Raw genomic sequence first — 25,970 nt, forward strand, 5'->3', positions numbered from 1 at the left:
ACCTCCACGCGCCCCGCCCCCTCCATCGAGTTGTGCAGTTTCGCCGCGGGGCCGGCGTTCCTGCACCGCACGTCGACTGGGATGTGCAGGTCGGCCGCGATGCCGGCTCTGGTGCGCAACGTGCCGACGGTGCTCAGGCCCGCGCCAGCAGCCACACGGTCGGCGCGTCCGTGCCCAGCCCGTGCCCGACCGACAGGTCGACCTCGGCGGTCACCTCGAACCCACGGGCGAGGTAGAAGTCGCGTGACGAGGCGGAGGCGGTCTCGAGGGTCAGCCGGCCGCCGTCAGCCCTCGCCCGCTGGAGGCACACCTCGAGCAACGCCGAGCCGACGCCTGCCCCCCGTGCCGCCGGGTGCACGCCCAGCGTGTGCAGCACCCAGCCGGGGTCCGCCGGTCGCACCCGGTCAAGCACCGCCTCGGCATCAAGCGTCGGCCCGATGCGCCGGCCGTGCAGGCCGATGACGACCTCACCGACCTCCGGCATGTCGGGGGCCTGCGCGCCCGGCGGCATCAGGACCGCGACCCCCACCACCGGGTCCCCGGCGACGAGGACGATGCCGTACGGCACGCCGACGGTGCGCAGGAACAGGCTCATCAGCGACCGCATCGACCCCGGGTCGGGCAGCGACCACCGCAGCCACGGGTCGTCGGCGAACGCGGCTGCCAGCACGTCGACCACCCGCCGTCCGACGGCACTCGCCTGTCGGACACCCGTCACGCTCGCCATACCGCGTAGCATCCTCCGCCAGATGGACCAACTCAGCCAGATCGTGAAGGCCTACGACATCCGTGGGACCGTACCCGAGCAGATGGACGCCGAGCTGACCCACGCCCTGGGTCGCGCGGCCGCTGTGGTGCTCGGCGGCCCGGAGATCGTCGTCGGACGGGACATGCGCCCCACGGGGCCCGAGCTCGCCGAGGCGTTCATGGCCGGGGTGCGGTCGCAGGGCGTCGGGACCGTCGACATCGGGCTGGCGTCCACCGACCTGCTGTACTACGCCTCGGGGGACATGGGGCTGCCCGGGGTGATGTTCACCGCCAGCCACAACCCGGCTGAGTACAACGGGATGAAGTTCTGCCGTGCCGGCGCGGAGCCGGTCGCGCTGGACACGGGCCTGGCGGAGATGCGCGACCTGATCCTGGACGGCGCCCTGCCCGACGAGGCCGCCGAACCGGGCACGCACCGCACGGTCGAGGGCACGATCGACGCCTTCGCCGACCACGTGCGGAGCTTCGTCGACGTCGATGCGCTGAAGCCGCTGAAGGTTGCCGTCGACGCGGGCAACGGCATGGGCGGGCTCGTCGTGCCGGCCGTCTTCGACGACCTGCCGTTCGAGGTCGTGCCGCTGTACTTCGAGCTCGACGGCACGTTCCCCAACCACCCGGCCAACCCGATCGAACCCGAGAACCTCCTCGACCTGCAGGCCGCCGTGCGCGAGCACGGCTGCGACATCGGCCTGGCCTTCGACGGCGACGCCGACCGGATGTTCTGCGTCGACGCGGACGGCAACGGGGTCTCCCCGTCGCTGGTCACCGCGGTCATCGCCGACACGACCCTTCGCGCCCACCCCGGCGAGACGGTCCTGTACAACCTCATCTGCTCCCGGACGGTCCCCGAGACCGTCCGGGCCGCCGGCGGCACCGCCGTCCGCACCCGTGTGGGGCACTCCTACATCAAGCAGGTCATGGCCGAGACCGGCGCGCTGTTCGCGGGCGAGCACTCGGGCCACTACTACTTCGCCGACAACTACCGGGCCGACTCCGGCCTCATCGCCGCGGTCATCCTGCTGCAGGCGCTGTCGGTGTCCGGTGGCACCATGGCCGACCTGGTCGCCCCGTACGACAGGTACGCGGCCTCCGGTGAGATCAACTCCACCGTCACCGACCAGCAGGCCGCCATGGATGCGGTCCGCAGGCACTTCGGCGACGACGCCGAGATCAGCGAACCCGACGGGCTGCTGGTCGAGGCCGACCGCTGGTGGTTCAACCTCCGCCCCTCCAACACCGAGCCGTTGCTGCGGCTCAACGTCGAGGGCGACGACGAGGCCACCATGGTCGAGATCCGCGATCGGGTCCTCGACATCGTCCGCAGCTGACCACGCCGCGGACCACGCCGCAGACCCCCTCCAGACCATCAGCCAGACCCAGAACTGACCACGAAGAACCCGAGGAGAACACCCCGATGGCCGTCCCCAAGGACCTCGTCGAGCTGCTGCGCTGTCCCTGCGACACCCATGCCGAGATCGAGTACAAGGAGCGCCGCCAGGTGATCCTGTGCAACGAGTGCACCGCCGTCTTCCCGGTGCGCGACAACATCCCCGTGATGCTGCTGGAGGAAGCCAAGCCGCCCCGTGGCCAGTCGGAGATCACCACCGGCGACGGCACGATCATCCGGGACAAGTGACCAGCATGGGGGTGGACGAGATCGAGCTGGAGTCCGTCGACCTCGACGACGCGGCAGCGCTGGCGGCGATCGACCCGGCCGACGCGCTCGGCGACGTCGAACGTGCTGCCGAGCAGTGGGCCGCCGCACGCGATCGATCCGAGGGGGTTCGCGCCCCGCTGGACCTGGTGGACCACGTCGTGGTGTGCGGCATGGGCGGCAGCGGCATCGTCGCCGACGTCGTGCAGGCCGTCGCCGCGCCCGGCTACGACCTGCCGGTGTTCACCCACAAGGGCCCGGGCCTGCCGGCGTGGGTCGGCGGCTCGACCCTGGTCGTCGCGGTGTCGTACTCCGGCAACACCAGCGAGACCCTCGACGCCACCCGCGTCGCCCTGGACCGCGGTGCCCCCGTCATCGGCGTGACCTCCGGTGGACAGCTGGCGGACCTGCTCGACGACGCCGGCCAGACCGTGGTCGACGTCCCCGGCGGTGGCCAGCCCCGGCACTCGACCGGGTCGCTGCTGGTGCCGGTCCTCGTGGCGCTCGAGCTCGACCGCGACCTCGACGCCGCCATCGACCGGCTGGCCGCGGTCGCCGCCCGCAACCGGCGCGACGTCCCGACCGCTGACAACGCCGCCAAGCAGCTGGCCCTCAGGCTGGCTGCGGCCGACGCCGGCATCCCAGCGGTCTACGGCACCCGAGGCATCGGCGAGGTGGCGGCCTACCGGATGCGCTGCCAGCTGGCGGAGAACGCCGAGATGCGTTCGACCCACCACGGCCTGCCCGAGCTGTGCCACAACGAAGTCGTCGCCTGGGCCGACACCGCCACGGCCGGCGCGGTCCTGTGGCTGGCGGAGGACCCCGCCGAGCAGCGACGCATCGACGTGCTGCGCGACCTCTTCGCCGACCGCTTCGCGTGGGAGGAGCAGATCACCGCCGAGGGCGAGGGGCCGCTGGAACGGTTCGTGTCCCTCACCGGCCTGCTGGACCTCGCCAGCGTCCACACGGCGATCGCCCGTCGGATCGACCCCACGCCGGTCGACCCGATCACCGAGATGAAGGAGGCGCTTGCCTGATGCTGCCCGGATCCTCCGAGCTCACCGCTGCGACCGACGCCCTGCGCGACCGCCTGGGCGACCGCCGGCCGAGCGTCATGCTGACCCTGGGCTCGGGGCTGGGTGACCTGGCAGAGGCCGTCACCGATCGGCTGGAGATCCCCTTCGCCGATGTCGGCCTGCCGGACACGACCGTGCCGGGTCACGCCGGCCGGTTCGTCTCGGGCACGCTGGCCGGGGTGGAGGTGCTGGTCCAGCAGGGCCGCGTGCACCTGTACGAGGGGCTCGGCGTCGACCGCGTCGTGGCGGCGGTCCGTGCGGCCGCTGGCGTGGGGGTGGGCACCTACGTGGCCACCAACGCCGCCGGCGGCATCGTCGACACGCTGAACCCCGGCGACCTGATGGTGATCAACGACCACATCAACGGCAGCGGCCAGAACGCGCTGACCGGCATCGTGCCGCCGCACTTCCTCGACCAGTCCGACGCCTACAACAGCGCCCTGCGGGACTCCTTCCACGCGGCCGCCAAGGAGGTCGACGTCACCCTCCGAGAAGGGGTCTACGTCGGGCTGGCGGGGCCGACGTACGAGACGAAGGCCGAGGTGGCGATGTACCGCATCGTCGGCGGTCACGCGGTCGGCATGTCCACCGTCAACGAGGTCATCGCCGCCAACGCCACCGGCATGGCGGTGCTCGGCTGCTCGCTCATCACCAACGTGCACCGCGTCGGCGGCACCCCCACCGACCACGAGGAAGTGATGGTCGAGGGACGGGCCGCCGGACCACGCCTCGGCCGAGTGATCACCGCCTGGTTGCCGACACTTCGCTGACGACGGGTACCCTGCCGGGTCGTGTCCGCTGACTTCCTGACCGACCTCGAGGCGCTGCTGCGGCAGCGCAAGGCCGACCCCCCCGAGGGGTCGTACTCCGCGACGCTGCTGACCGACCCGGTCGCCGTGCAGCGCAAGATCATGGAGGAGGCGTTCGAGGTCTGTCTCGAGCTCGGCGCCGACGACGTGCATCCCGACCGTGCCGCGGAGGAGGCGGCCGACCTGGTCTTCCACCTGATGGCCGGTCTGGTGGGTGCCGGCGTGTCCTGGGAGTCGGTCACCGACGTGCTCGCGGGGAGGATGAAGCCATGAACGCCCTGTCCACCAACGGCGCCGCCGAGGCCGGCCTGGCCCGCATCGCCGTGCCGTCCAAGGGCCGCCTCCGCGACGAGGCCATCCGTCTGCTGTCCACCGCCGGGTACCGCGTGTCGGGCCTGCGTGGCGCCGGCTCGATGACCCGCGCCGGGATGCTGGAGCTGATCGAGATGCGTCCCCGCGACGCCGCCGCCGCTCTGGCTGCCGGGGCGCTCGACGGCGCGTTCATCGCCACCGACATCGGCATGGAGTACCAGCTGGACGGCTTCGAGTGCCGTCCCCTCGGCTACTCCCGGTCCACGCTGATCGTCGCCAGCCGCGACGACGACGGTCGCACGGACCACCACGACCTCGAGGGCGGCGTCGTGGCCACCCACATGCCCAACCTGACGGAGAAGTTCTTCGCCGAGGCGGGCATCGACGTCCGCGTCGTCGCCATGGGCGGGTCGTTGGAGGGGGTCTGCGCCGCGGGCCTCGCCGACGCGATCGTGGACAACACCGAGACCGGTACGTCGCTGCGGCAGAACCGCCTGAAGGTCCTGACCGAGATCAGGGAGTGCGAGGCCGAGTTCGTCCACACCGCCGGCCTGGCCGTGCTCGAGGACCTCGACCTGCGGCTCGAGGCGGCCCTGGCCGCCCGCCAGGCCCGCTACGTGATGATGCACGTCCCCAAGGACCGCATCGACGACCTGGTGGAGATGTTCCACGGCCTGGAGTCCCCGACGGTCCTGCCGCTGGCCGGCCGCGACGACCTCGCCGCCGTGCACTTCGTCGCCAAGCACGAGGAGCTGTGGGCCCGCCTGGCCGACCTCCGCGCGCTGGGTGCCACCGACATCGTCGCGACGCAGCCCGTCGCGCTGCTGGAGTGACGACCAGCCGGTCACCCCTCATGACAACGGCCCCGCCGTCCTGATGGACGACGGGGCCGATGCGTTTCGGGTGTGTGCTACTCGAAGGGGGTGACGGTGCCCTCGAAGTCGCCCTGCGGGTTGGGGATGCCGGCGTCGGCATCCGCCTGGGTGTAGGGGCGGGGCGCCAGCGCGGAGATGTCGAACTGGTCGTTGGTCAGCTCGACCCGGGTACCGGACACGGCGTCGCGCATCAGGCTGCGGGCCGTCGTCTGGACGCCCTCGAGGTTCAGCTCGCGGGTGAACTCCGGGATCGGCATGGACACGGTGCCGCCGTTGACGGTGACCGTCTGGCCCGTCGGGTACGGCTGGGACTCGGGGTGGGTGGACTTGATCTCGAAGCCGAGCTTGTGGCCGGCCTGCATGACCCAGTCGCCCGGGTGGGTGGTGAAGGTGTACTCCCCGGACTCGGGGATGCGGTACATCGAGCGACCGATCTCCTCGGCCTGGCCGCTGGGCAGGACGTCGTAGAGCACGCCGACGAACTGCGCGTTCGGGACGGTGATGTCGACGTCGATGGTGACCTGGGCCTCACCGGTGATGCGGAACTCCTCGCCGGCGGCGACGGGCTCGGACAGCGTCCAGTACCCGTTGGAGGACATCGTGTCGGTGTAGGTGCCGGCCGCGATCGGCATGTCGAGGTACCGGACGTCGGTGGAGGGGTACTGCGCCTCGGTCCGCCAGTTGCCCAGCTGGTCCTGCGCCTCGACCAGGTTCAGGTCGTTGACGGCGTAGACGAAGTCCTCACCGCGCAGGTAGTGGTTCAGCCAGTCCAGCGCCTCTTCGTTCCAGCCGGCGCGACCGACGACCCAGCCCTCGTGATCGCCGCGGTCGTAGCCGCCGCCGTTGGCGTCGGAGCCGCGGACGTGGTTCCACTGGCCGAACCAGGCACGGGTGTTCTCGGGGTTGTTGGCGGTCAGGCCGTCGTAGACACCGAAGACCTGGTCGGGCTTGGTGTTGACGTCGGTGAAGCCGTGGGTGAAGAAGACGGCGACGTCGTCGTTGGCGCCGGCGCGGGGACGCAGGTCGCGCTCCTGCCAGAAGTACCAGTCACGGTCGGGGTTGAGGACCTCGGCGTTCTGCTGGGCCCAGCAGGCCGGGGTGCCCGGGTTGCCGTTCTCGTTGACGCCGGCGATGCCGGTGATGGCGTGGCGGGAGTCCGCCGGGTTGGAGGTGATCGCCGCCACCGAGTTGGGGCTGTAGTCGTACAGGGCGTAGAGGTTGGTGGTGACGTACCAGCCGGAGTCGTGGTGCACACCGTTGACGTAGGCGATGCCGTAGCCGTCGATGATGGGGGCCTGGATGATGGCGGCCTCGAGGTGCACGGGGTTCTCGGCGAGGCCCATGACCTGGGTCCAGCCGTCGTAGGACTTGCCCCACGTGCCGACCTTGCCGTTGGACCAGTCCTGGCTGCCGGCCCAGTTGATGGCGGCCTCCATGTCCATCTGCTCGCCGAACCCGCCGTAGTCGTTGCAGCCGCCGGACTCGCCGTAGCCACGCGAGTCGACCTGCACCACGGCGTAGCCCATCTCGAAGATGTTGGTGTCGCCCTCGCCGTCGTCGTCGGTGTCGAACTCGAACTCGAAGAAGTCCGCGAAGCGGTTGGACCAGTTGGCGTCGTTGAGGACGTCACCGAAGCCGAGCGCCACGCCGTTCTGGACACCGGCGCCGAAGTAGGGGCCCATCGAGACGATGGTGGGGCAGCCGGTGGTGCCGTTGGCGTTGGTCACGTCGGCGCAGCCGGCGGTGGGGAGGGCAACCTCGGCGTGCAGCATGGTGCCGTCGCCGGACGGGAACCAGGCGTCGGTCACGGTCGAGCCGCGGGGCGAGGGGGCAGCGGTGGCCGATCCGCCGCCGGTCACGCTCAGACCGGCGGTGATCAGGCTGATGATCAGCAGGGAGACGAGTCGAAGCTTCATGGCGGTGGTGTTCGACGTCCACGCCGCCATTCCTGCCGGTCGGCACCGATTGGGGAGGAGAATCCTCCGCCCGGCTACTCGTTGACGAGCACCAGCTTGCCGAACAGCTCGCCCTCGGCCATCCGCTCGTAAGCGGTGCGGGCCTCGGCCAGGGGATAGGTGTCGTCGACCAGCGGGCGGACGCCGCTGGCCGCCATGAAGGTGATGAGGTCGCGCAGCTCGGCACGGGTGCCCATGGTCGAGCCGATGACGCGGATCTGGCGGAAGAACAGGTGGGGCAGGCCGGCGGGGGAGGGGTCCCCCGACGTCATGCCCGCCACGACCACGGTGCCCTGGTTGCGGACCGACTTCAGCGAGTGCTCCCACGTGGCCCGGCCGACCGTCTCCAGCACCCCGTCGACCCGGGCGGGCAGGCGTGCACCGGACTCGAAGGCCTCGTGTGCCCCGAGCTCGACGGCGCGGTCGGCCTTCTCCTGGCTGCGTGATGTCACCCAGATCCGCAGTCCCGCAGCCCGGCCCAGCAGGATGGCGGCCGTGCTGACCCCGCCGCCGGCGCCCTGGACGAGGACGGTCTCACCGGGGCGGAACCCGCCCTGGACGAAGAGCATCCGGTAGGCGGTCAGGTAGGCGACGGGCAGGCACGCGGCCTCGACGAAGGACAGCTCGGCGGGCTTGTCGACCAAGTTGACGCTGGGCACGGCCAGCCGCTCGGCGTGCGTGCCCGGGTGGTGTTCGCTGAACAGGCTGAACCGCGTGTTGGGGTCCATGTCGTTGCCCATGCCGTCGACCCCCGCGACGACGCCGTGGCAGACGACCTCGCGCCCGTCGGCGGTCACCCCGGCGGCGTCCCCGCCGAGGATCATCGGCAGCTGCTCCTCCTTGATGCCGACCCCGCGCAGCGACCACAGGTCGTGGTGGTTCAGCGCGGCCGCCCTGACGGTGACGAGCTCCCAGCCCGGGTGCACCTCGGGCTCGGGCTGCTCGCCCACCTCCAGGGCGGACAGGGGGTCGTCGGGGGAGAAGCGGGCGGCGTAGGCAGACAGCATGTCGGTCACGCTACCCAACCGGCCCGATCGGGGGGAAAATCGCGCATGGGCGACGCAGGCCCCGATCGTGCCGAACGGGGTGGGGGTCGGCCGGGCCTCGCAGGGCGCTGTCCACAGGGGGAGGGGAGGAGGAGGGACACGCCGGCGGTCGGCGGGCCAGCATGTCGGGATGCTGCTCGACCTGCTCGTCCCGGCGCGGTGCCTCGGCTGTCGCGACCCGGGACCCGTCCCGTTCTGCCCGGACTGCGCGGACGAGCTGGACCCGGACGGCACCGTCCACCCGCTCGGCGACGGCATCGCCACCGTCGGCGCGTTCGCCTACGCCCACCCGCTGTCGACGGCGATCAAGGCCACGAAGTCCGGCGGACTCCGCCAGGCGGCCGATGCGCTGGCGAGGCTGCTCGTCCTCCCCACCGCCGTCCCCGTCACCTGGGTCCCCGCACCCCGCTCGCGCCGGCGGCGGCGCGGGGTCGACCTGCCCGAACGGCTTGCCGGACCCGACGGGATCCGGCTGCTGGAACGGGTCGGCCGTCCCGTCGAGCAGCCCGACCTCGACGCGCGTCAGCGGCTGGACGCACAGGACGGCACGTTCCGCGCGACCCGGCGGTTGGACGGGCCGATCGTCCTGGTCGACGACGTCCGGGCCACCGGCGCGACCCTGCTCGCCGCCGCCACCACCCTGCGCGCCGCCGGCGCCAGCAGGGTCCTCGGCGTCACGCTGGCTGCTGCTGGTGGTCCACCGTCAGCGGGCCGTCGGCCTCGGCGGACGGGAGCGCGTCGGGGTCCAGGCTCGACAGCAGCGTCGGCACCGACGTCGTGACCACGCCGCGGGTGAACAGCAACGCGCTCTTGATCTGCAGCACCGTCTGGTTGTGCAGCGACCGCTGCCACCATCGGGGCAGGACGAACTCGCTCATCACCACCGTGACGACGGTGTGCTGCCCGTCGGGGGCGAACTCGGCGATGTAGTCCTCGACGGTGTCGATCAGCGACCGGTACGGGCTGTCGACCAGGTCCAGGGGCACCTTCAGCCCGGCCTTCTTCCAGTCGACCAGGATCTCGCGCGAGCGGCGGCTGCCGACGTTGACCGACAGCGCCTGCACCGATGTGGCCTGCAACGACTCGGCGTAGGCGATCGCCCGCAGCGTGGCCCGGTGCACCCGGTTGACCAGCACGACGACATGGTGCTCGACGGGTTCGGTGACCTGGTAGGGACCCGGCCCCCCGATGGGGGAGACGACGTTGGTGACGACGAGCCTGCCGTTGGCGACCAGCGCGGCCTTGGCCCGCTGGGCGACCCGGTGCCGCCGGGCGACGTCGATCCACGTGTTGGACCGCGTCTCGGGCACCACCGCCATCGTGAAGGCCTCGGGGTGTTGCCCGGCCCGTTCCAGCGCGATGTCGCGCTGGGCCATCGCCGGGGTCCGGCGCAGACCCGGGGCGTACTCGTTGACCTCCAGCCCGGGCGCCAGCTGGCGCCAGCGCTCGCGGGCGTTCTCTCGTTGACGGCCGGTCGGGACCAGGACACCGGTGATGTGGGCGGCCCCGATCCCGTAGGCGTAGGCGACCGAGGCCGCGGTGGCGGCGTCGACGCGGTCCTCCAGCACGATCACGCGCACCGGTCGCTGCGGCTGGGGGTGCAGGCCCATCCCGACGACGGCGGCTTCGTAGGCGTCGTAGTGGCGACGCACGCCGATCATGGCCAGCACCACCGCCGGGCCCAGCACCAGCACGACCCAGGCGCCCACGGTGAACTTGGTGACCACGACGACGAGCAGCACCGCGCCCGTGGCCAGGGCACCGACGAGGTTCAGGGCAGCCGAGGCACGCCATCCGGGGTCGCGCTCCCGCAGCCAGTGGCGGACCATGCCCAGCTGGGACAACGAGAAGGCGGTGAACACCCCGACGATGTACAGCGCGACGAGGAGGGTCACCCGCGCGCCGGCGAGGGCGATCAGCAGGGCCGCGGCCAAGGACAGGGCGATGATGCCGTTGGAGAACACCAGCCGGTCGCCGCGGGCCGACAGCTGCCGGGGCAGGAACCGGTCGTCGGCCAGCCGCGAGGCCAGGCGCGGGAAGTCGGCGTAGGCGGTGTTGGCAGCCAGGAACAGGATGGCAGCCGTCGCGACCTGCACGCCGAAGAACCCGACGCTGCTGGGGCCGAACACCGCGCCGGCGATCTGGGAGGTGACGGTCCGCTCGAGCCCCGCGAAGGCCACGACCCCCTCGATGTTGGTCGCCAGGTAGGCGATCCCCAGCACCATCGGCACGGCGAGCAGTCCGATCAAGCCGAGGGTGATGCCCGCGTTGCGCGACGCCGGGGGGCGGAACGCCTGCACGCCGTTGGACACCGCCTCCACACCGGTCAACGACGTGGCGCTCGTGGCGAAGGCGCGCAGGACCAGCCACACCGTCAGGCCGGTCACCGCGGCGGGGACCTCGGGCTGCTCGAAGGGCACGGCCGGGCACCCCGACGTCGAGCACAGCACGATGCCCCGCAGGATCATCGCGCCCATGATCGACACGAAGGCGTACACGGGGACCGCCACGACGATGCTGGCCTCTCGGACCCCGCGGAGGTTGGTGACGGTGATGACGCCGAGGAAGGTGAGCGCGACGAGGAGGCGGGCCGGGCTGAGCTCCGGGAACGCCGACACGATGGCGGCGGTACCGGCCGAGACCGACACCGCGACGGTCAGGGTGTAGTCCACCAGCAGCGCCGCAGCGGCGACGAGCCCCGGACGCCGGCCGAGGTTGCGGGTCGCCACGACGTAGGCGCCACCACCGTCGGGGTAGGCGCGCACGGTCTGGCGGTACCCGATGATGACGATGATCATCAGGACGGCCACCGCGGCAGCCAGCGGTCCGGCAACCGTCAGCGCCCCGGCGCCGGCAAGCGCGAGGACGACCATGGTCTCCTCGGTCGCGTACGCCGCGGAGGAGAGGGTGTCGCTGGCGAAGGTCGGCAGGCCGAGCCAGGGCGGCAGGACCTGTCCGGTCAGCTCCCCGCTGGCACGGGGGTCACCGATCACCCGGCGCTTCAGCGAGGAGTAGATACCCATGGCGATCGTGGACTGTACGGCCTCGAGCCCTGTCCGTCCGGGTGGGCCGAACCACCGCCGCGGGCCTGCTGGCGCTATCGTCTCACCCCGGGCCGTGGCCCCGTCGGTCGCCCGACGGCACGGCACGGTCCGCCCCAGTCCCCGTCACGCAGAGGAGTCCTGCCAGTGCACGTGATCCTGATCGGCTGCGGCCGTGTGGGCTCGAGCCTCGCGGGCGAGCTGGATGCGGCGGGGCACCACGTCGTGATCGTCGACGAGGACCCGAAGGCGTTCCGGCGGCTGCCGGCCAGCTTCCGTGGCACGACCGTGCAGGGCCTCGCCTTCGACCGCAGCACGTTGCTGAAGGCCGGCGTCGACCACGCCGATGCGTTCGTGACGGTCACCAGCGGCGACAACTCCAACATCGTCGCCGCACGCATCGCCCGGGAACGGTTCGGCGTACGGACCGTCGTGGCCAGGATCTACGACCCGGACCGCGCCACGATCTACGAACGCCACGGCATCACGACCATCGCCAGCGCGCGGTGGACCACCGACGCGATCCTCGGCCACCTCCGGGAGGGCGTGCTGGAGCACGAGACCGCCATCGGCCCGGGCGAGGGGGACGTCGTCGTGCTGGCGCACGACCTGCCGGCCGAGGGCGGCCCGTGGGAGGTGGAGCGGTTCCAGCGCCAGGGCAAGTGGTTGCTGGCTGCCGTCACCCGTGTCGGGCAGACCTCGATCCCGGTGCCCCGCCAGCTGCTGCAGGCCGGCGAACGCATCCATCTCGCCGTGCAGCGTTCGGCCCTCGAGGAGGCCGAGGCGTTCCTGTCAACCGTGTCGGAGGAGAGCCAGTCATGAACGGCGACGGCATGGAGGTGACGGCATGAAGGTCGTGATCGCAGGGGCCGGCGGCATCGGTCGCTACCTCGCCGCGGAGCTGCGCGATCGAGGGCACGACCTGACGATCGTGGAGAAGCGCGACGAGGCGGTCGCGCGGGTCGGCGACGGCATCCGCATCGTGCACGGCGACGCGTGTGCACCGGCGGTGCTGGAGGCGGCGGAGGTCCGCAGCGCCGACGTCGTGGTTGCCGTGACCGGCGACGACGAGGACAACCTGGTCATCAGCTTGCTCTCCAAGGAGGAGTTCGGCGTGCCCCGCGTGCTCGCGCGGGTGAACTACCCGGCCAACGAGTGGCTCTTCGACGCCTCCTGGGGTGTGGACCTCGCGGTGTCGCCCCCGCACCTGCTGACCGCGCTGGTGGAGGAGGAGGTGCTGACCGGTGACCTGATCAGCCTCCTCAAGCTGGGGCGCGGCGAGATCGAGCTGCTCGAGGTCAGGCTGGACGACAAGTCGGCCGCGACCGGTCAGCGTGTGGACGGACTGCCGCTCCCGCCCGACAGCGCCATCGTGGCGATCGTCCGCGGCAACCGGGTGCTGCCCGCGCGGGGGACGACGGCGCTGACCGAGGGCGACGAGGTGCTGGCGCTGGTGCCGGTGATGCGCGTGGAGGAGATGCGCGAAGCGCTCATCGGCGCGCGCTGAGGCCCTTGTCCGCGCGCGACGCGCGGTCCTTGTCGCGTTCCTTCTCCGCGCACGCGTAGGGGTCGCGGACGACACACCACGTGGGGTTGCGCATCAGCTTCTGGCCCCCGTCGATGCTGACGGTGCCCTCGACCCGCAGGCCACGGCCGAGCTCGAGCCCGTTCAGCGGGTCGCTGCCGGTCCACACCACGCGCAGCCGGCCGGTGCCGTCGTCGATGACGGCCTCCATGGACTCGTCGGGCACCAGCCGAAGGCGCTGGATCACCCCGAGGGCGGTGGCGTGCTGGCGCGGCACGAGCGCGGCGATCCGCGTGCATCCCTCGAACAGCGTGCACCAGGCATCCAGCTGGTCGGCGGCGAGGTGGTCGGTCGTCGAGCGGACGGCGAAGGGTGGCATGGGGCCTCCATCTGCTTGCGTGCGGCTCGTCGTCGGCGGCGAGTCGGCGTGCACCCCTGTGGTGCTCGCGGAGTGTCTCGTGGGTGAACTGCCCCTTGCGCGGGGGCGTCGCTGCCTCCACCATATCGGGTGCGACCAACAGGAGGTGAGGCTTGATCCGCCAGACAGCTGGAGCCAAGCCTGCCCCGCATCCTGCACGCCCCGCGACGCCGACATCGGCGCCCGGGGCGTTCGTGGTTTTGAGGGTCGCATGACCGAGCAGTAGGCACCCATCAAGGAGGCGCATGTGGACATCACTTTGCGAGCACGGAACTGCGAGATCCCGGAACGGGTCAAGGAGGAGGCGCGGCGCAAGGTCGAACACGCGACTCGGTTCTTCGACCGGATCCTCGATCTCGAGGTGAGCTTCGCAGAGGAACACAATCCACGGATACCCAACCCTGCGAGCGTGGAGATCACCGCACGGTCCAAGAAGCACACTGTCCGCGCGCTCGGCGAGGGACAGGACCACCACGAGGCGATCGACCAGGCCATCGCCCGGTTCGAACGGCAGCTGCGTCGCTACAAGACACGGTTGATCGACCGGGGCCGCCGCGGCCGGGACGACGCCCGCACCACCGGCGAGCTGCCCCAGGTGCACCGGCGGGCCGCCACCAACGGCCAGGTCGAGCACGACGATCCCTCGCCCAACATCGTCAAGCGCAAGGAGTTCGAGCTGACGGCGATGTTCCCCGACGACGCCGTCCTCCAGCTCGAGCTGCTGGGCCACGACTTCTACCTGTTCACCAACGCCGGTACGGGCGCCCCGAACGTGGTGTACCGACGGGGTGATGGTGACATCGGCCTCATCGAGGCGGTGGGCGCCGACCAGCCCGCTGCGATGGCTACGGCACCCTAACGACTCCTTTGTGAGGGGGTAGTCTGTAGTCCGAACGGGTGGGGTCGACGTCTGGTTACATGAGTAGTCACCAGGGCATCGACGGCCCCACCCACACGCGAACTACGGGAGCATCGAATGAGCGAGACGCCGGCCGACTCCATCAAGGTCATCGTCGCCGACGACCACGCGCTCTTCCGCCGGGGGCTGTTCATGGTCCTCGAGTCCGAGGACGACATCGACGTCGTGGCCGAGGCCAGCGACGGTGACGAGGTCATCGCCCTGGCCGAGGAGCACATCCCCGACCTGGTCCTGATGGACGTCCGGATGCCCGGCATCACGGGGATCGAGGCCACCAAGTCCATCAAGGACAAGGTCCCCTCCACCAAGATCCTGATGCTCACGATCTCCGACGAGGAGGAGGACCTCTACGACGCGATCAAGGCCGGCGCGTCGGGATACCTGCTCAAGGAGATCTCCATCGACGAGGTCGCCGACGCGATTCGCAGCGTCCACGCCGGCCAGTCGCTGATCTCTCCCTCCATGGCATCCAAGCTGCTCAACGAGTTCGCCGCCATGGCCAAGAAGGACGAGGAGAAGCAGCAGATGCCGGCGCCCCGGCTGACCGACCGCGAGATGGAGGTCCTGACGCTGGTCGCCAAGGGGATGAACAACCGCGACATCGCCAAGGAGCTGTTCATCTCCGAGAACACGGTGAAGAACCACGTGCGCAACATCCTGGAGAAGCTGCACCTCCACTCGCGCATGGAAGCAGTCGTCTACGCCGTCCGCGAGAAGCTGCTCGAGATCAAGTGATCACGTAGCGGCCTTCGGTGTCGGGAACGGCGCCACCGGGGCGTCGATCTCCTCCATGCGGGCCACGTAGGTCTGGTAGGCGCGTCGGGCCTCGCCGTGTGTGCCGACGGCCGACAGCACCTCGACGAGTGCCAGGTGGGCGTCCTCGGCGAAGGCGTCGCGCTCCAGCACCCGTCGCCAGCAGCGTGCGGCTTCGGCGGCATCACCCGCCGCCCAGGCGGTGGCGGCCAGGGTTCGCGCCACGTTGGCCGCCAGCGCCCGTGCACGGTCGCGCAGACCCGCCGCCCATGGTTCGTAGGGATGCTCCTCCAGGAAGTCGCCGGTGTAGGCCGCGTCGGCCCGCCGCAACGACTCGCTGCCGTCCGCGCCGCTCCTCGCAGCGTCCAGTCCCGCGGTCGCGTCGTCGACGAACCGCCACACGTCGACGGACAGCTCGTCGGGGTCCAGGTGCAGGCTGTCGCGGTCGGCCACGATGGCGTCCCGAGCGGGCCCCAGCGCCCGACGGAGCTTGGACAGCTCGACCGACAACCGGGGACCCAGGCGTGAGGGGTCCCCGTCGGGCCACAGGGACACCGCCAGCTCCTCGCGGGGGACCGGACGACCTCGACGGGCGACGAGCTGCGCCAGCAGCAGGCGGGACTTCCGGGAGCCCCAGGTCTCGTGGGGAACCGGGACACCGTCGAGCTCGAGGGTGAGCCCGCCCAGCACCCGCAGGCGCACGTCCTCGGTGCCGGCATCGTGCCCGCCGTCGGCGCGCCAGGCGCGGATGCGTTCGGCGAGGCCCGCGGCGCCCATGCCCACCAGCCGCGCCTCGGCCTCGGCGGACGCGGGACTGCCGATGTCGGCCGCGAGCAGCGTGGTCGCGGCGACGCCGATCGGGCACCCCAACCCCGCCCAGATCGCCCGTGCCGCTCGGACGTGGCGGGCACCGGAGGTGCGGTCTGCCGCCGCCAGGACATGCAGCGCTTCGGCCTCGTTGACCCGATCCCGGCGATGACGCGCGTCGGCCAGCGCCTGGAGGGCCAAGCGCGTGGCCTCGGCGCGGTCGTGGCGGTGCAGGGCGACCGCCGCCAGGGCGATCAGCGCCTCCGCCCTGGCCAGCCCACCGGACACCGTGACGGCTTCGCGTGCCAGCGCCTCGGCGGCCGTCGGGTCCTCGATGGCCAGGACCACGGCCCGCGCCGCCAGGGCAGGAGCGAGGACCTGTCGGTCGTCGGTTCGTCGTGCGATCTCGATCGCCCGTCCGAGGGCGGAGAGCGCAGCGGGGCGGTCACCGCGGTCGCCGGCGAGCAGGCCCCGCCGCAGCAGCGGGTAGACCACCATGTCGGTGCCCACCTCCGTGCAGATGCGCTCGGCCTCGGTGACGTCGGCGGCGGCTTCCTCCATGCGGCCGAGGCGGTGGTGGACCTCGGCGCGGTTGGACAGGGCCATGCTGCGCATCGTGCGTTCACCCGCCAGCCCCGACAGGTGGATCGCCTTCTCCAGCTCGCGGAGCGCCGCGTCGAACGCCCCTTCCTCGCAGAAGTGCGACGCCCGGTTGGTGTGGATGCGGATCAGCTGCAGCGCATCGCCCGCCCGCTCGGCAGCGGCCAGCGCCGCGCGGTAGTGGGCGTCGTTGGCGGCGCGGTCGCCATCGGCAGCGGCCACCATCGCCAGCGCCGTCCGGGCGGCGGCTTCGGCGCCCGGCTCCGCGCTCGCGAGGGCGTCCTGCAACGCATCGGTCGCCAGCTGCCGGGCACGGGGCAGGTCCCCGCGGAGCCAGCAGGCGGCGGCGCCCCACGCCCGGGCCAGCGCGATGTCTCCCAGTCCGGCCCCGTCCCCGGTGCCGGCCGGTCGTTCCCCGGCGATGGGGAAGCCACGCTCGTAGGCCGCCATGGCCTCCTCCAGCTCGCCCCGCAGGTAGTGGATCAGCCCGATGCGCCATGCCAGCTTCGGGCGGATACCGGGGTCGGCGTCCTGGGACGCACGGAGGTAGGCGGCGAGGGACGCCGTCCAGTCGCCCCGTACCTGGTGGGCATCGCCCTCCAGGATGTGCAGCAGGCTCGTGCGTCGTTCGGGTGGAACCGCCGTGCAGGCGTCGGCGACCACGTCGACGCGGCCGCTGCGCAGCAGCTGCGTCCCGTTCGCCTCGAGCATGGCGACCAACCGCTCGTGGTCGGCGGCGCGGACGAGGCATGCCAGCGCCGGGGCCGGCTGGCCGTTGTCCTCGAGCCATCCGGCGGCGGTGCGCAGGCGACGGGTGCGGTCCGACGGCGACTCGCCGGTCGCCGCAGCGACGATGTCGCCGACGAGGTCCGACAGCCGATGGCCGTTCCCGCCGACGGGGGTCAGGAAGACCCCGTGGCGTTGCAGCTCCTCCAGGCCCCGACGCGCGTCGACCACCCCCAGGTGCCCCAGCATCCGGTCATCGACCCAGGGCAGGTCGACGGCCGCCTGCAGGACCGCTCGCGCAGCCGGTGACCGCTGCTCCAGCGCGCGCTGGACGAGCGGACGGACCTCAGCGGGGATCGACGGGTCGTCGGCCTCTGCCGCCAGCCTGACCCCGAGCGCCCAGCCGCCCGTGGCCCCGAGGATCTCGGCGGCTCGACCGGCGTCACCGCCGATGGCCTGCAGCATCGCCTCGACGGCAGGCAGGTCGAACGCGAGGTCGTCACCGGTGAGCTCCAACCCGCACTGGGCGGCCAGGCCCGGAGGCAGCGCGGAACCCGAGGCCACGACCACGTGCAACGTCGGCGGGGCCTGCCGCACCAGCGACGTCAGCAGATGCCGGACGCCGGGGACATCGGCCACCGGATCGAGCTCGTCCACGACGAGGACCAGCTCGGTGTCGCCGATGGCATCGACCAGGTCGCCGGCCATCGCGGCACCTCGTCGGGCGGGGGACTCCGGCTCGGGGGCGGCGCTGCGCCACGACGCCGACATGTCGGGCAGCTCGACGACCGCGGCCAGCGCCTCGACCAGGCCGGATGCCGCGCTGGCCCACGACGCGGTCGGTTGTGGATGCCAGACCGCGGCCCGTACCCCGGAGCACCACGCGCGAAGGACGGTGCTCTTGCCCGACCCGGGACCGGCCACCACCGCGGTCAGGCGATGCTCCAGGGCGCGGTCCAGCCGTGCGGTCAAGGAGGGTCTGGCAAGGAGCAGGGCATCCACGTTCCGAAAGGATAGTGAAAGCCACGTTCCTATCGTGCACCCAGGTGGCGCCGCCAGCGGTGGCGCACACGCTGCATGAGGGGGCGAGCCCACCTCCGACGGGCACCGGCCGAGGGACCGGGCCCCGGTCGTCACACCCCCCGGACGACACGAGGTGGGCTCGCCAGCAGCGCCGTCGGATCCCATGACCGTCCGGGACCGGCGCCCGCTCGCCCGGTCCACCGCCCGTCCACGCGGCGCTACCATCCGTCGTCGCCGCAAGAACAGGAGTGGGACGTCGTGACGAGCCGTGACGGAGGGGGTCCCGTGCTGTCGCGCCCCCGTTGGTGGCGTGCCGTCGCAGTCGCTTGGCTGGCCGTCGTCGTGTCGTGGTACGGGCTGGCACCGGGAGCCACGCGGCAGCTGTGGCTGCTCGGCCTGCTGTGGGGGCCGATCGGCGTCATGGTGCTCCTCCATCGACGACATCCTCCGCTGGACCCGGGCTGGCGGCGGCTCCGCCTCGGCCTCGTCGTGCACGGCGCGGGCATGACGGCCGCCCAGCTGGTCGAGGGCCTCGTCGGCGAGCTGCTCCTGATCGGCGCCACGCTGGCCGCCTTTCCCCTGCTCCGGGGGGCCTTTCGCTCGCTCGGCCGATACGGCGACTCCCGTGCCGACGGGTCGCCGGACGGCGAGGAACTCGGCTGGCGTCGCGTCGACGAGCTCGATGCCCTGATCGTCGGGCTGGCCGTCGCTGCGGTCTGGTGGTCCGCGGTCCTCGGTCCCGACCCGGTGGTCCTGGCGAGCTCCACGACGCTCGGGATCATCCGGGTCTCGAGCAGCCTCGCGCTCGTCCTGCTCGTCCTGTCGTTGGTCGTGCGCTGGGCCTTCGCTGCCGGCGGCCTGCCGCGTTACGCGACCGTCATGTCGTTGGCGGGGATCGCCGGTGCGGCGTTTCCCCTCGTGCACTGGGCGACCGGGCGGATGGGCGACGTGCACGAAGGCCCTGCCGCACCGCTGCTCGGGCTGGCCTACGCGCTGGTCGGCATCGCGGCGATCCACCCGTCCGCGACACGTCCCGGTGACGGACTCGGCCGTCAGCAGGACCGTTCCGGGGCGCGCCTCCTGGTGATCTGCGCCGCCCTGGTCGTGCCGTTGGTGCTGCGCACGGGATGCGCCGTCGGCGCGGACCTCGCGTGTGGGGCCGGGCTGCTGGGCTTCGAGTCGCTGCTGCTGATCGCGGTCGGGGTGCGGCTGCGTGCGGCGATCCTCGGGCACCAGCGCAGCACACGTCGGTTGGGCACCCGCAACCGCTTGTTCGCCGCGCTGGTCGAGAACGCCGTCGACGGGGTGGCCCTGTTCACCGCCGACGGGTTCGTCACCTACAGCACGCCGGCCATCGAGCACCTCGCCGGGCAGGCGGCCACGGGCAGGAGAGGGGTCGACCTGCTCCACCCCGACGACATCGGCCCGGTCATGCATGCGTTCCGGGAGGCGGCGAGCACCCGCGGCCGTGTGGTCAGCGTGACCGCCCGCCCCGCGATGATCCCCGATCGCTGGCTGGAGATGCGCCTGGTCGACCGACGCGACGACCCCGATGTGTCCGCCATCGTCGCCAACGTCCGGGACGTGACGGCCACCCGAACCCATGCGGCCACCCTGCGGCGGATGGCCTACGAGGACGCCCTCACCGGACTCGACAACCGCGTCGCGCTGCTGGAGGACCTGACGAGGATGCTCGAGGACGGGCGGCGTGTGGCGGTCCTGTTCTGCGACCTCGACCGGCTGAAGCTCGTGAACGACACGTTGGGACATCCCGCGGGGGACGCCTTGCTGGTCACCGCGGCCCAGCGCATGGTTCGCGTCATCCGTCCGGACGACCGGATCGGGCGCCTCGGCGGCGACGAGTTCCTGCTCGTGCTGCCCGACACCGATGCCGAGCAGGCCACGACCATCGCCCAACGGCTGCGTGAAGCCCTGTCGGAGCCCTTCTCGCTGGAGGCCGGGATCACCCGGGTCAGCTGCTCGGTCGGGGTGGCGGTCGCCGACGACACCGTCGACGCGGAACGGCTGGTCGCCGATGCGGACGCGGCGCTGTACCGGGCCAAGCAGCTCGGTCGCGACCGGGTCGTGGTGTTCGACGCGGCCATCCAGCACGAACGGATGCGCCGGATGCGGACCCAGGCCGAGCTGCCCGGGGCCATCGAGGCCGGGCAGCTCGACGTGCACTACCAGCCGATCCTCGATCCGAGGGAGGGTTCCATGTGGGGCGTCGAGGCGCTCGTGCGCTGGAACCACCCGACGGTGGGCATGCTGACGCCCGCGTCCTTCGTCGACATCGCCGAGGAGACCGGCCTGATCGTGCCGCTCGGCGACGCGGTGGCCCGCACGGTCGTCCGCACCGCGGCGGCACACCCCGAGCTGGAGGTCGTCAGCATCAACGTGGTCGGTGCGCAGCTGGAGTCCGAGGCCTTTCCCTCCCTCCTGGAGGCCCTCCTGCGGGACGAGGACGTCGACCCCCGCCGGCTCGTGCTGGAGGTCACCGAGACCACCTTGCTCGCCGGCACGCCGACGGTCGTGACGCAGCTGCAGCGGCTCAGGGACCTCGGCGTCCGGGTGGCGCTGGACGACTTCGGCACCGGCTACGCCTCGTTCGCGACGATGCAGTCGTTGCCGCTGGACATCCTGAAGGTCGACCAGACCCTGGTGGGCCGGCCCGAGGACACCGACACGGTGCTGCGGGCCGTCGTCACGATGGCCCATGCGATGGACCTCGTGGTGATCGTGGAGGGGATCGAGCGCCAGGACCAGCTGGACGCCGCCCTCGGCGTGGAGGCCGACCTGGTCCAGGGGTATCTGCTCGGTCGGCCGGGGGATGTCCGACTGCTGGGTCGGTCGATCCAGCGGACGGGGATACGCTGGGAGCCGGACCCCACGTTCTGACGGGGTTCGACGCGCGCCCATCGGCGTGTGCGCGTGACGAAACGGTGGTCGCGAGGACACGGGTCCCAGGCGGCCGGGAGAGTGACGGATGCTGGATCGACTGCTGCGGATGGGCGAGGGCAAGCGGCTCAAGCAGCTCTGGAAGATGGTTGAGCAGGTCAACGCGCTCGAGGACGACATCAAGACGATGTCCGACGGCGAGCTGGCGGCCCAGACCGACGTCTTCAAGAAGCGGCTGGCCGACGGGGAGACGCTCGACGACATCCTCTTCGACGCCTACGCGACCGTCCGCGAGGCCGCGTGGCGTGTCCTCGGACAGCGTCCCTTCGACGTGCAGGTCCTCGGTGGGATCGTCATCCACCAGGGCGAGATCGCCGAGATGCGCACCGGTGAGGGCAAGACCCTGACCTCCACCGCCCCCGTCTACCTCAACGCCCTCGCGGGCAAGGGCGTCCACGTCGTCACGGTCAACCCCTACCTGGCCTCGCGTGACGCCGAGTGGATGGGGCAGGTCTACTCCTTCCTGGGCATCAGCACCGGGTACGTGTACCCCCAGCAGCCCAAGGCCGCGAAGAAGGCGGCCTACGACTGCGACGTCACCTACGGCACCAACAACGAGCTCGGCTTCGACTACCTGCGTGACCACATGGTCCTGCAGCCCGACCAGCTCGTGCAGCGCGGCCACAACTTCGCCATCGTCGACGAGATCGACTCGATCCTCATCGACGAGGCCCGGACCCCGCTCATCATCTCGGGTCCGGCCGACGCCAGCTCGCAGTGGTACGAGGTGTTCGCCAAGCGCATCGCCCCGAAGCTGAAGCGCGACGAGCACTACGAGGTCGACGAGGCCAAGCGCACCATCGCGGTCTCCGAGGAGGGCGTGGAGAAGGTCGAGGAGCTCCTCGGCGTCGGCAACCTCTACGAGAACGCCAACACGCCGCTGATCCACCACCTGCAGAACGCCATCCGCGCCAAGGAGCTGTTCCGGCGCGACGACGAGTACATCGTCGACGGTGGCGAGGTCCTGATCGTCGACGAGAACACCGGCCGCACGCTGCACGGCCGCCGGTACTCCGAGGGCCTGCACCAGGCCATCGAGGCGAAGGAAGGGGTGAAGATCCAGCAGGAGAACCAGACGCTGGCCACCATCACCCTGCAGAACTACTTCCGGACCTACGACAAGCTCGCGGGCATGACCGGTACGGCGAAGACCGAGGAGAAGGAGTTCGCCGAGATCTACGAGATGGGCGTCGTGGTCGTGCCGACCAACCGTCCCATCCAGCGCCTCGACCAGCCGGACCAGATCTACAAGTCCCTGGACGCCAAGCTCAACGCGGTGGTCAAGGACCTCAAGGCCCGGCAGGAGAAGGGCCAGCCGGTCCTGGTCGGTACCGCCAGCGTCGAGCGCTCCGAGGAGCTGCACAAGCGCCTCAAGGTCGCCGGCGTCGACTGCGAGGTGCTGAACGCCAAGAACCACTTCCGCGAAGCCGACATCGTCGCGCAGGCCGGCCGCATCGGTGCGGTGACCGTCGCCACGAACATGGCCGGTCGTGGTGTCGACATCCAGCTCGGTGGCAACCCCGAGGCGCTCGCGACGAAGGTCGCCAAGCGCGAGGCCGGGGCCGAGCCGGTCACCGACCTCGAGACCGGCGAGGTCGAGCCCGAGTCGGTGTGGCGCGAGCGCTACCAGGCCGAGTACGACAAGGCCCTCGCGGCCTTCCAGGTCGAATGCGCCGAGGAGAAGAAGACGGTCCTCGAGCTCGGCGGCCTGTACGTGCTGGGCACCGAGCGGCACGACTCCCGACGCATCGACAACCAGCTGCGCGGTCGGTCCGGACGTCAGGGCGACCCGGGTGAGTCCCGGTTCTACCTGTCGCTGGAGGACGACCTGATGCGGCTGTTCAACGCCTCGGCCGTCGAGTCGATCATGAACCGCCTCAACATGCCCGAGGACCTGCCCATCGAGGCGAACATGGTCACCAAGGCCGTGGCCCGGGCACAGGCGCAGGTCGAGTCGCGCAACTACGAGATCCGCAAGAACGTCCTGAAGTACGACGACGTCATGAACGCGCAGCGCAAGATCATCTACCGCGAGCGCGACACCGTTCTGCACGGCGAGGACAGCCAGGTCGAGGAGATCGCCGAGCAGTTCGTCGAGGACGCCGTCGACAACCTGGCCGTCCAGTTCGCGCCACAGGGCGTGTTCCCCGAGGAATGGGACGTCGAGCAGCTCGAGGAGCGTGTCCGCAAGCTCTTCGGCGTCGACGAGTTCGCCATCGACGTCAGCCAGTTCGACGGCAAGGAGGCGCACTTCGACTTGCGGCAGAGCCTCGAGGAGACCGCCATGGAGCGGTACGAGGCCCGCGAGGAGGAGATCGGTGCGGCCGGCATGCGCCAGGTCGAGCGGCGCGTGATCCTCTCGGTCGTCGACCGAGTGTGGCGCGAACACCTCTACGAGATGGACCACCTGCGCGACGGCATCGGGCTGCGCGCGGTCGGTCAGCGCGACCCCCTGGTGGAGTACCAGCGCGAGGCCTACAACGCCTTCGCCGACATCCAGGCGCGCATCAAGGAGGAGTCGGTCGGCTACATCTTCAACCTGCCGGTCCGCAAGGAAGGCGAGGCGCAGGCGAGCGCCGAGGCCAAGCCGGCGTCACCGCGCCCCCGCATCTCCCGTCCGTCCCTCGACGGCGCCGCCAACCGGCCCATGGACACGCAGTTCAGCTACTCCTCGGCCAAGTCGGGCGACGCCGCGCCGAAGGGCGCTGGGGCGTCCTACTCCGTCGCCAGTGGGGGCGCCGGCGCCGCTGCGCCCGGGTCCGCCAAGGAGAACGCCGCGGCTGCTGCCCAGCAGGCCGGCACGATCCGCAACGACGACAAGACCGGCCGCAACGACCCCTGCCCCTGCGGTTCGGGCCAGAAGTACAAGAAGTGCCACGGCGCCTGAGGATCGAACGAAATGAGGCCCGGAGGGCGCCGTTCGGGGGGCCGGGGGCGGAGCCCCCGGCGGAAGCCTGGGGCGTAGCCGCGGCGCTCGCCTCGATCCCGTCCCCGTCCACCAACGCCCTGCACCTGGGGCCGCTGCAGCTGACCTTCTACGGGTTGGCCATCGCCATCGGCGTCGCGATCGCGTGGCGCATGACCGTGGTCCGCATGGGCCGACGGGGTGCGGACACCGAGGTCGTCGAGCGCATGCTGATCCGGGCGATCCTGCTGGGTTTCCTCGGTGCCCGGGCGGCCTACGTGTCGACCCACCTGTCGCGCTTCGAGGACGAACCGTGGAAGGTCATCGCCATCTGGGAGGGCGGCCTGGCCCTCTTCGGTGGCCTGACGGTCGGCACGCTCGTGCTGGTCGTGCTGAGCCGACGGTGGGACGTTCGGCTGCCCGACCTGCTGGACGCCGTCGCCCCGGCCGTGCCGATCGCCCAGGCCTTCGGCCGGTGGGGCAACTACTTCAACCAGGAGCTGTTCGGGACCCCGACGACCCTGCCGTGGGGGCTGGAGATCTCGCCGGGTCGACGGCCGGCGGCCTACCCCGACGCCGAGACGTTCCACCCGACGTTCCTGTACGAATCCCTCTGGAACCTCGGGCTGGCAGCCGTCATCCTGTGGCTCGAGCGGCGCCACCCCTCCCTGCGCGGCAGGCTGATCGGTGTGTACCTGATCGGCTACGGGACCATCCGGTTCCTGCTGGAGCTGATCCGCACCGACACGACCTTCCGGCTGCTGGGACTGAGCCGCAACGGGTGGGTCTCCATCGTCGTCGTGATCGTCGGCGCGGGCATCCTCGCCTGGCGACGGTCCACCCCGGAGGAGGAGGCGGTCGGTGACACCACCGGCGACCCCGCGACGGCCGACGAGGCGCTCGAGCCCCCGGCCGTGCCCTGATCCCGGTCAGCGCCGGACGGCGGTGACCAGCCGCTCGGCGGCGAAGATCAGGCGTGGGGCATCCTGTCCCACGGTTCGCGCCCACTCGCGGCTGCCCGTGACGACGGGGTCGTGGAACCCCGCCTCGGTCAGCAGCGCGGTGATGTCCCAGTCGTCGTAGGCCGATCGCAGGGGCTCGCCCAGCACCTCGAACGCCAGCCGTGCCCCGCTGTCCACGAGCGCGCCGGCGACGCCGCCCCCGCCGACCGGGTGGGCGAACGTCATCACCAGACGGCTGCCGGGCGCCGAGAGCTCGGCCAGCCCGGTGGCGGTGGACCGCACGGCCAGGTCGTCGAGGTAGGGCACGACTGCCTCCCACACCCACAACGTGGGGCGGTGTCGGTCCCATGCCGTCGGTGCCAGGGCCATCAGCAGGGAGTCCTCGGCGAGGTCCGCGGCGACGAACTCGACGTCGGCGAGCGGCGCGACATCGGCCATGGTGGCCTGCTTGCGACGCTGGGTGGCCGGGCGGTCGACCTCGACGACGTGGGTGCCGTGAAGCGCCTCCATCCGCCAGGCGCGCGTGTCGAACCCGGCGCCCACCACGACCACCTGTCCGATGCCGTCGTGCACGGCCCGCTCGACCTCGGCGTCGACGGCGTGCATGCGCAGGGCGGCATGCACGTTGAGGCCGCCCAGCGCAACGGCCACCGCCGCCCGCCCGCCGGGCAGCCCCGCCGCGGCACGCAGGCCGCGAACCGCCGGACGGACGAGACGAGGCAGCGCCCGCTCGGCAAGGCCGTCGCGAAGGTCGCCCCGACCTACCGCACGGCCGAGCGCAACCGCCCGTGCGGTCAGCGAGGCGCGGTCCCGAGGATGTGTCGTCACGGCGGCGAAC

At 71.5% G+C, this 25,970-nt stretch carries 21 protein-coding genes; 14 read left to right on the top strand and 7 right to left on the bottom strand.

All coding sequences use genetic code 11. The features are described 5' to 3' along the window. Positions 1-133: 133 nt before the first annotated feature. Positions 134-727, bottom strand: a complete 594-nt coding sequence (locus tag CUC05_RS00310) for a GNAT family N-acetyltransferase (protein ID WP_157965035.1) — start codon at positions 725-727, stop codon at positions 134-136. 22 nt (positions 728-749) lie between these two features. Here CUC05_RS00310 and CUC05_RS00315 point away from each other — a divergent pair, with 22 nt between their 5' ends. The 6 genes from CUC05_RS00315 to hisG all read left to right on the top strand — a co-directional run bounded on the left by CUC05_RS00315 (position 750) and on the right by hisG (position 5,452). Next, complete coding sequence (locus CUC05_RS00315; protein WP_108664085.1) at positions 750-2,096, top strand: phosphomannomutase/phosphoglucomutase; 1,347 nt, start codon at positions 750-752, stop codon at positions 2,094-2,096. An 86-nt stretch (positions 2,097-2,182) separates the two neighbouring features. Then, positions 2,183-2,404 carry a Trm112 family protein gene (locus CUC05_RS00320; protein WP_108664086.1) on the top strand — a complete coding sequence of 74 codons (222 nt, stop codon included), beginning with the start codon at positions 2,183-2,185 and terminating at the stop codon, positions 2,402-2,404. A 5-nt stretch (positions 2,405-2,409) separates the two neighbouring features. Continuing rightward, positions 2,410-3,459 carry an SIS domain-containing protein gene (locus CUC05_RS00325; RefSeq protein WP_240606176.1) on the top strand — a complete coding sequence of 350 codons (1,050 nt, stop codon included), beginning with the start codon at positions 2,410-2,412 and terminating at the stop codon, positions 3,457-3,459. Then, on the top strand, positions 3,459-4,268 hold the full coding sequence (locus tag CUC05_RS00330) for a purine-nucleoside phosphorylase (protein WP_108664088.1): 810 nt from the start codon (positions 3,459-3,461) through the stop codon (positions 4,266-4,268). The genes CUC05_RS00325 and CUC05_RS00330 overlap by 1 nt, the downstream gene beginning before the upstream one ends. Before the next feature lie 21 nt (positions 4,269-4,289). Continuing rightward, positions 4,290-4,580: a phosphoribosyl-ATP diphosphatase gene (hisE, locus tag CUC05_RS00335; RefSeq protein ID WP_108664089.1), complete on the top strand. Its 291-nt coding sequence runs from the start codon at positions 4,290-4,292 to the stop codon at positions 4,578-4,580. Continuing rightward, a complete protein-coding gene (hisG, locus tag CUC05_RS00340) occupies positions 4,577-5,452 on the top strand; it encodes an ATP phosphoribosyltransferase (protein WP_108664090.1) in 876 nt (291 codons plus the stop codon). Before hisE ends, hisG begins: the two co-directional genes overlap by 4 nt. Positions 5,453-5,529: 77 nt before the next feature. On the opposite strand, the gene CUC05_RS00345 is transcribed toward hisG, so the two are convergent. Next, a complete protein-coding gene (locus CUC05_RS00345) occupies positions 5,530-7,410 on the bottom strand; it encodes a CocE/NonD family hydrolase (RefSeq protein WP_157965036.1) in 1,881 nt (626 codons plus the stop codon). A gap of 74 nt (positions 7,411-7,484) precedes the next feature. Then, entirely contained in the window at positions 7,485-8,456 is a 972-nt protein-coding gene (locus CUC05_RS00350) for a zinc-binding dehydrogenase (RefSeq protein ID WP_108664329.1), read from the bottom strand. 169 nt (positions 8,457-8,625) lie between these two features. Here CUC05_RS00350 and CUC05_RS00355 point away from each other — a divergent pair, with 169 nt between their 5' ends. Then, on the top strand, positions 8,626-9,276 hold the full coding sequence (locus CUC05_RS00355) for a ComF family protein (protein WP_108664092.1): 651 nt from the start codon (positions 8,626-8,628) through the stop codon (positions 9,274-9,276). Here the strand turns inward: CUC05_RS00355 and CUC05_RS00360 are convergent. Beyond that, a complete protein-coding gene (locus CUC05_RS00360) occupies positions 9,170-11,518 on the bottom strand; it encodes an APC family permease (protein WP_108664093.1) in 2,349 nt (782 codons plus the stop codon). The two genes, CUC05_RS00355 and CUC05_RS00360, sit on opposite strands and share 107 nt — an antisense overlap. 165 nt (positions 11,519-11,683) lie before the next feature. Between CUC05_RS00360 and CUC05_RS25060 the strand changes: the two genes are divergently transcribed. Both CUC05_RS25060 and CUC05_RS00370 read left to right on the top strand, forming a co-directional pair. Beyond that, positions 11,684-12,358 (top strand): potassium channel family protein, encoded by a 675-nt coding sequence (locus tag CUC05_RS25060; RefSeq protein ID WP_170127878.1) that lies wholly within the window; start codon positions 11,684-11,686, stop codon positions 12,356-12,358. Positions 12,359-12,383: 25 nt separating this feature from the next. Continuing rightward, complete coding sequence (locus CUC05_RS00370) at positions 12,384-13,043, top strand: potassium channel family protein (protein WP_108664094.1); 660 nt, start codon at positions 12,384-12,386, stop codon at positions 13,041-13,043. Here CUC05_RS00370 and CUC05_RS00375 read toward each other — a convergent pair. Continuing rightward, positions 13,027-13,440 (bottom strand): OB-fold nucleic acid binding domain-containing protein, encoded by a 414-nt coding sequence (locus tag CUC05_RS00375; RefSeq protein ID WP_108664095.1) that lies wholly within the window; start codon positions 13,438-13,440, stop codon positions 13,027-13,029. The two genes, CUC05_RS00370 and CUC05_RS00375, sit on opposite strands and share 17 nt — an antisense overlap. 286 nt (positions 13,441-13,726) lie before the next feature. Between CUC05_RS00375 and hpf the strand changes: the two genes are divergently transcribed. Together hpf and CUC05_RS00385 are read left to right on the top strand one after the other, a co-directional pair. Further along, entirely contained in the window at positions 13,727-14,338 is a 612-nt protein-coding gene (gene hpf / locus CUC05_RS00380; protein ID WP_108664096.1) for a ribosome hibernation-promoting factor, HPF/YfiA family, read from the top strand. A gap of 117 nt (positions 14,339-14,455) precedes the next feature. After that, positions 14,456-15,133, top strand: coding sequence for a response regulator (locus tag CUC05_RS00385; protein WP_108664097.1), 678 nt, complete (start codon positions 14,456-14,458; stop codon positions 15,131-15,133). Here the strand turns inward: CUC05_RS00385 and CUC05_RS00390 are convergent, their stop codons facing one another. Then, complete coding sequence (locus CUC05_RS00390) at positions 15,134-18,286, bottom strand: AfsR/SARP family transcriptional regulator (protein WP_108664098.1); 3,153 nt, start codon at positions 18,284-18,286, stop codon at positions 15,134-15,136. Between the two features lie 306 nt (positions 18,287-18,592). On the opposite strand from CUC05_RS00390, the gene CUC05_RS00395 reads away from it, so the two are divergent. The 3 genes from CUC05_RS00395 (at position 18,593) to lgt (ending at position 25,093) form a co-directional block, all read left to right on the top strand. Beyond that, positions 18,593-21,205: a putative bifunctional diguanylate cyclase/phosphodiesterase gene (locus tag CUC05_RS00395; RefSeq protein ID WP_170127879.1), complete on the top strand. Its 2,613-nt coding sequence runs from the start codon at positions 18,593-18,595 to the stop codon at positions 21,203-21,205. A gap of 88 nt (positions 21,206-21,293) precedes the next feature. Further along, positions 21,294-24,152, top strand: a complete 2,859-nt coding sequence (gene secA / locus CUC05_RS25470) for a preprotein translocase subunit SecA (protein WP_108664100.1) — start codon at positions 21,294-21,296, stop codon at positions 24,150-24,152. Continuing rightward, positions 24,137-25,093 (top strand): prolipoprotein diacylglyceryl transferase, encoded by a 957-nt coding sequence (gene lgt, locus CUC05_RS00405; RefSeq protein WP_157965038.1) that lies wholly within the window; start codon positions 24,137-24,139, stop codon positions 25,091-25,093. Before secA ends, lgt begins: the two co-directional genes overlap by 16 nt. A 6-nt stretch (positions 25,094-25,099) precedes the next feature. On the opposite strand, the gene CUC05_RS00410 is transcribed toward lgt, so the two are convergent. Further along, positions 25,100-25,960 carry a class I SAM-dependent methyltransferase gene (locus CUC05_RS00410; RefSeq protein ID WP_108664102.1) on the bottom strand — a complete coding sequence of 287 codons (861 nt, stop codon included), beginning with the start codon at positions 25,958-25,960 and terminating at the stop codon, positions 25,100-25,102. Positions 25,961-25,970 lie beyond the last annotated feature (10 nt).

Source organism: Euzebya rosea, from assembly GCF_003073135.1.
Classification (GTDB): domain Bacteria; phylum Actinomycetota; class Nitriliruptoria; order Euzebyales; family Euzebyaceae; genus Euzebya; species Euzebya rosea.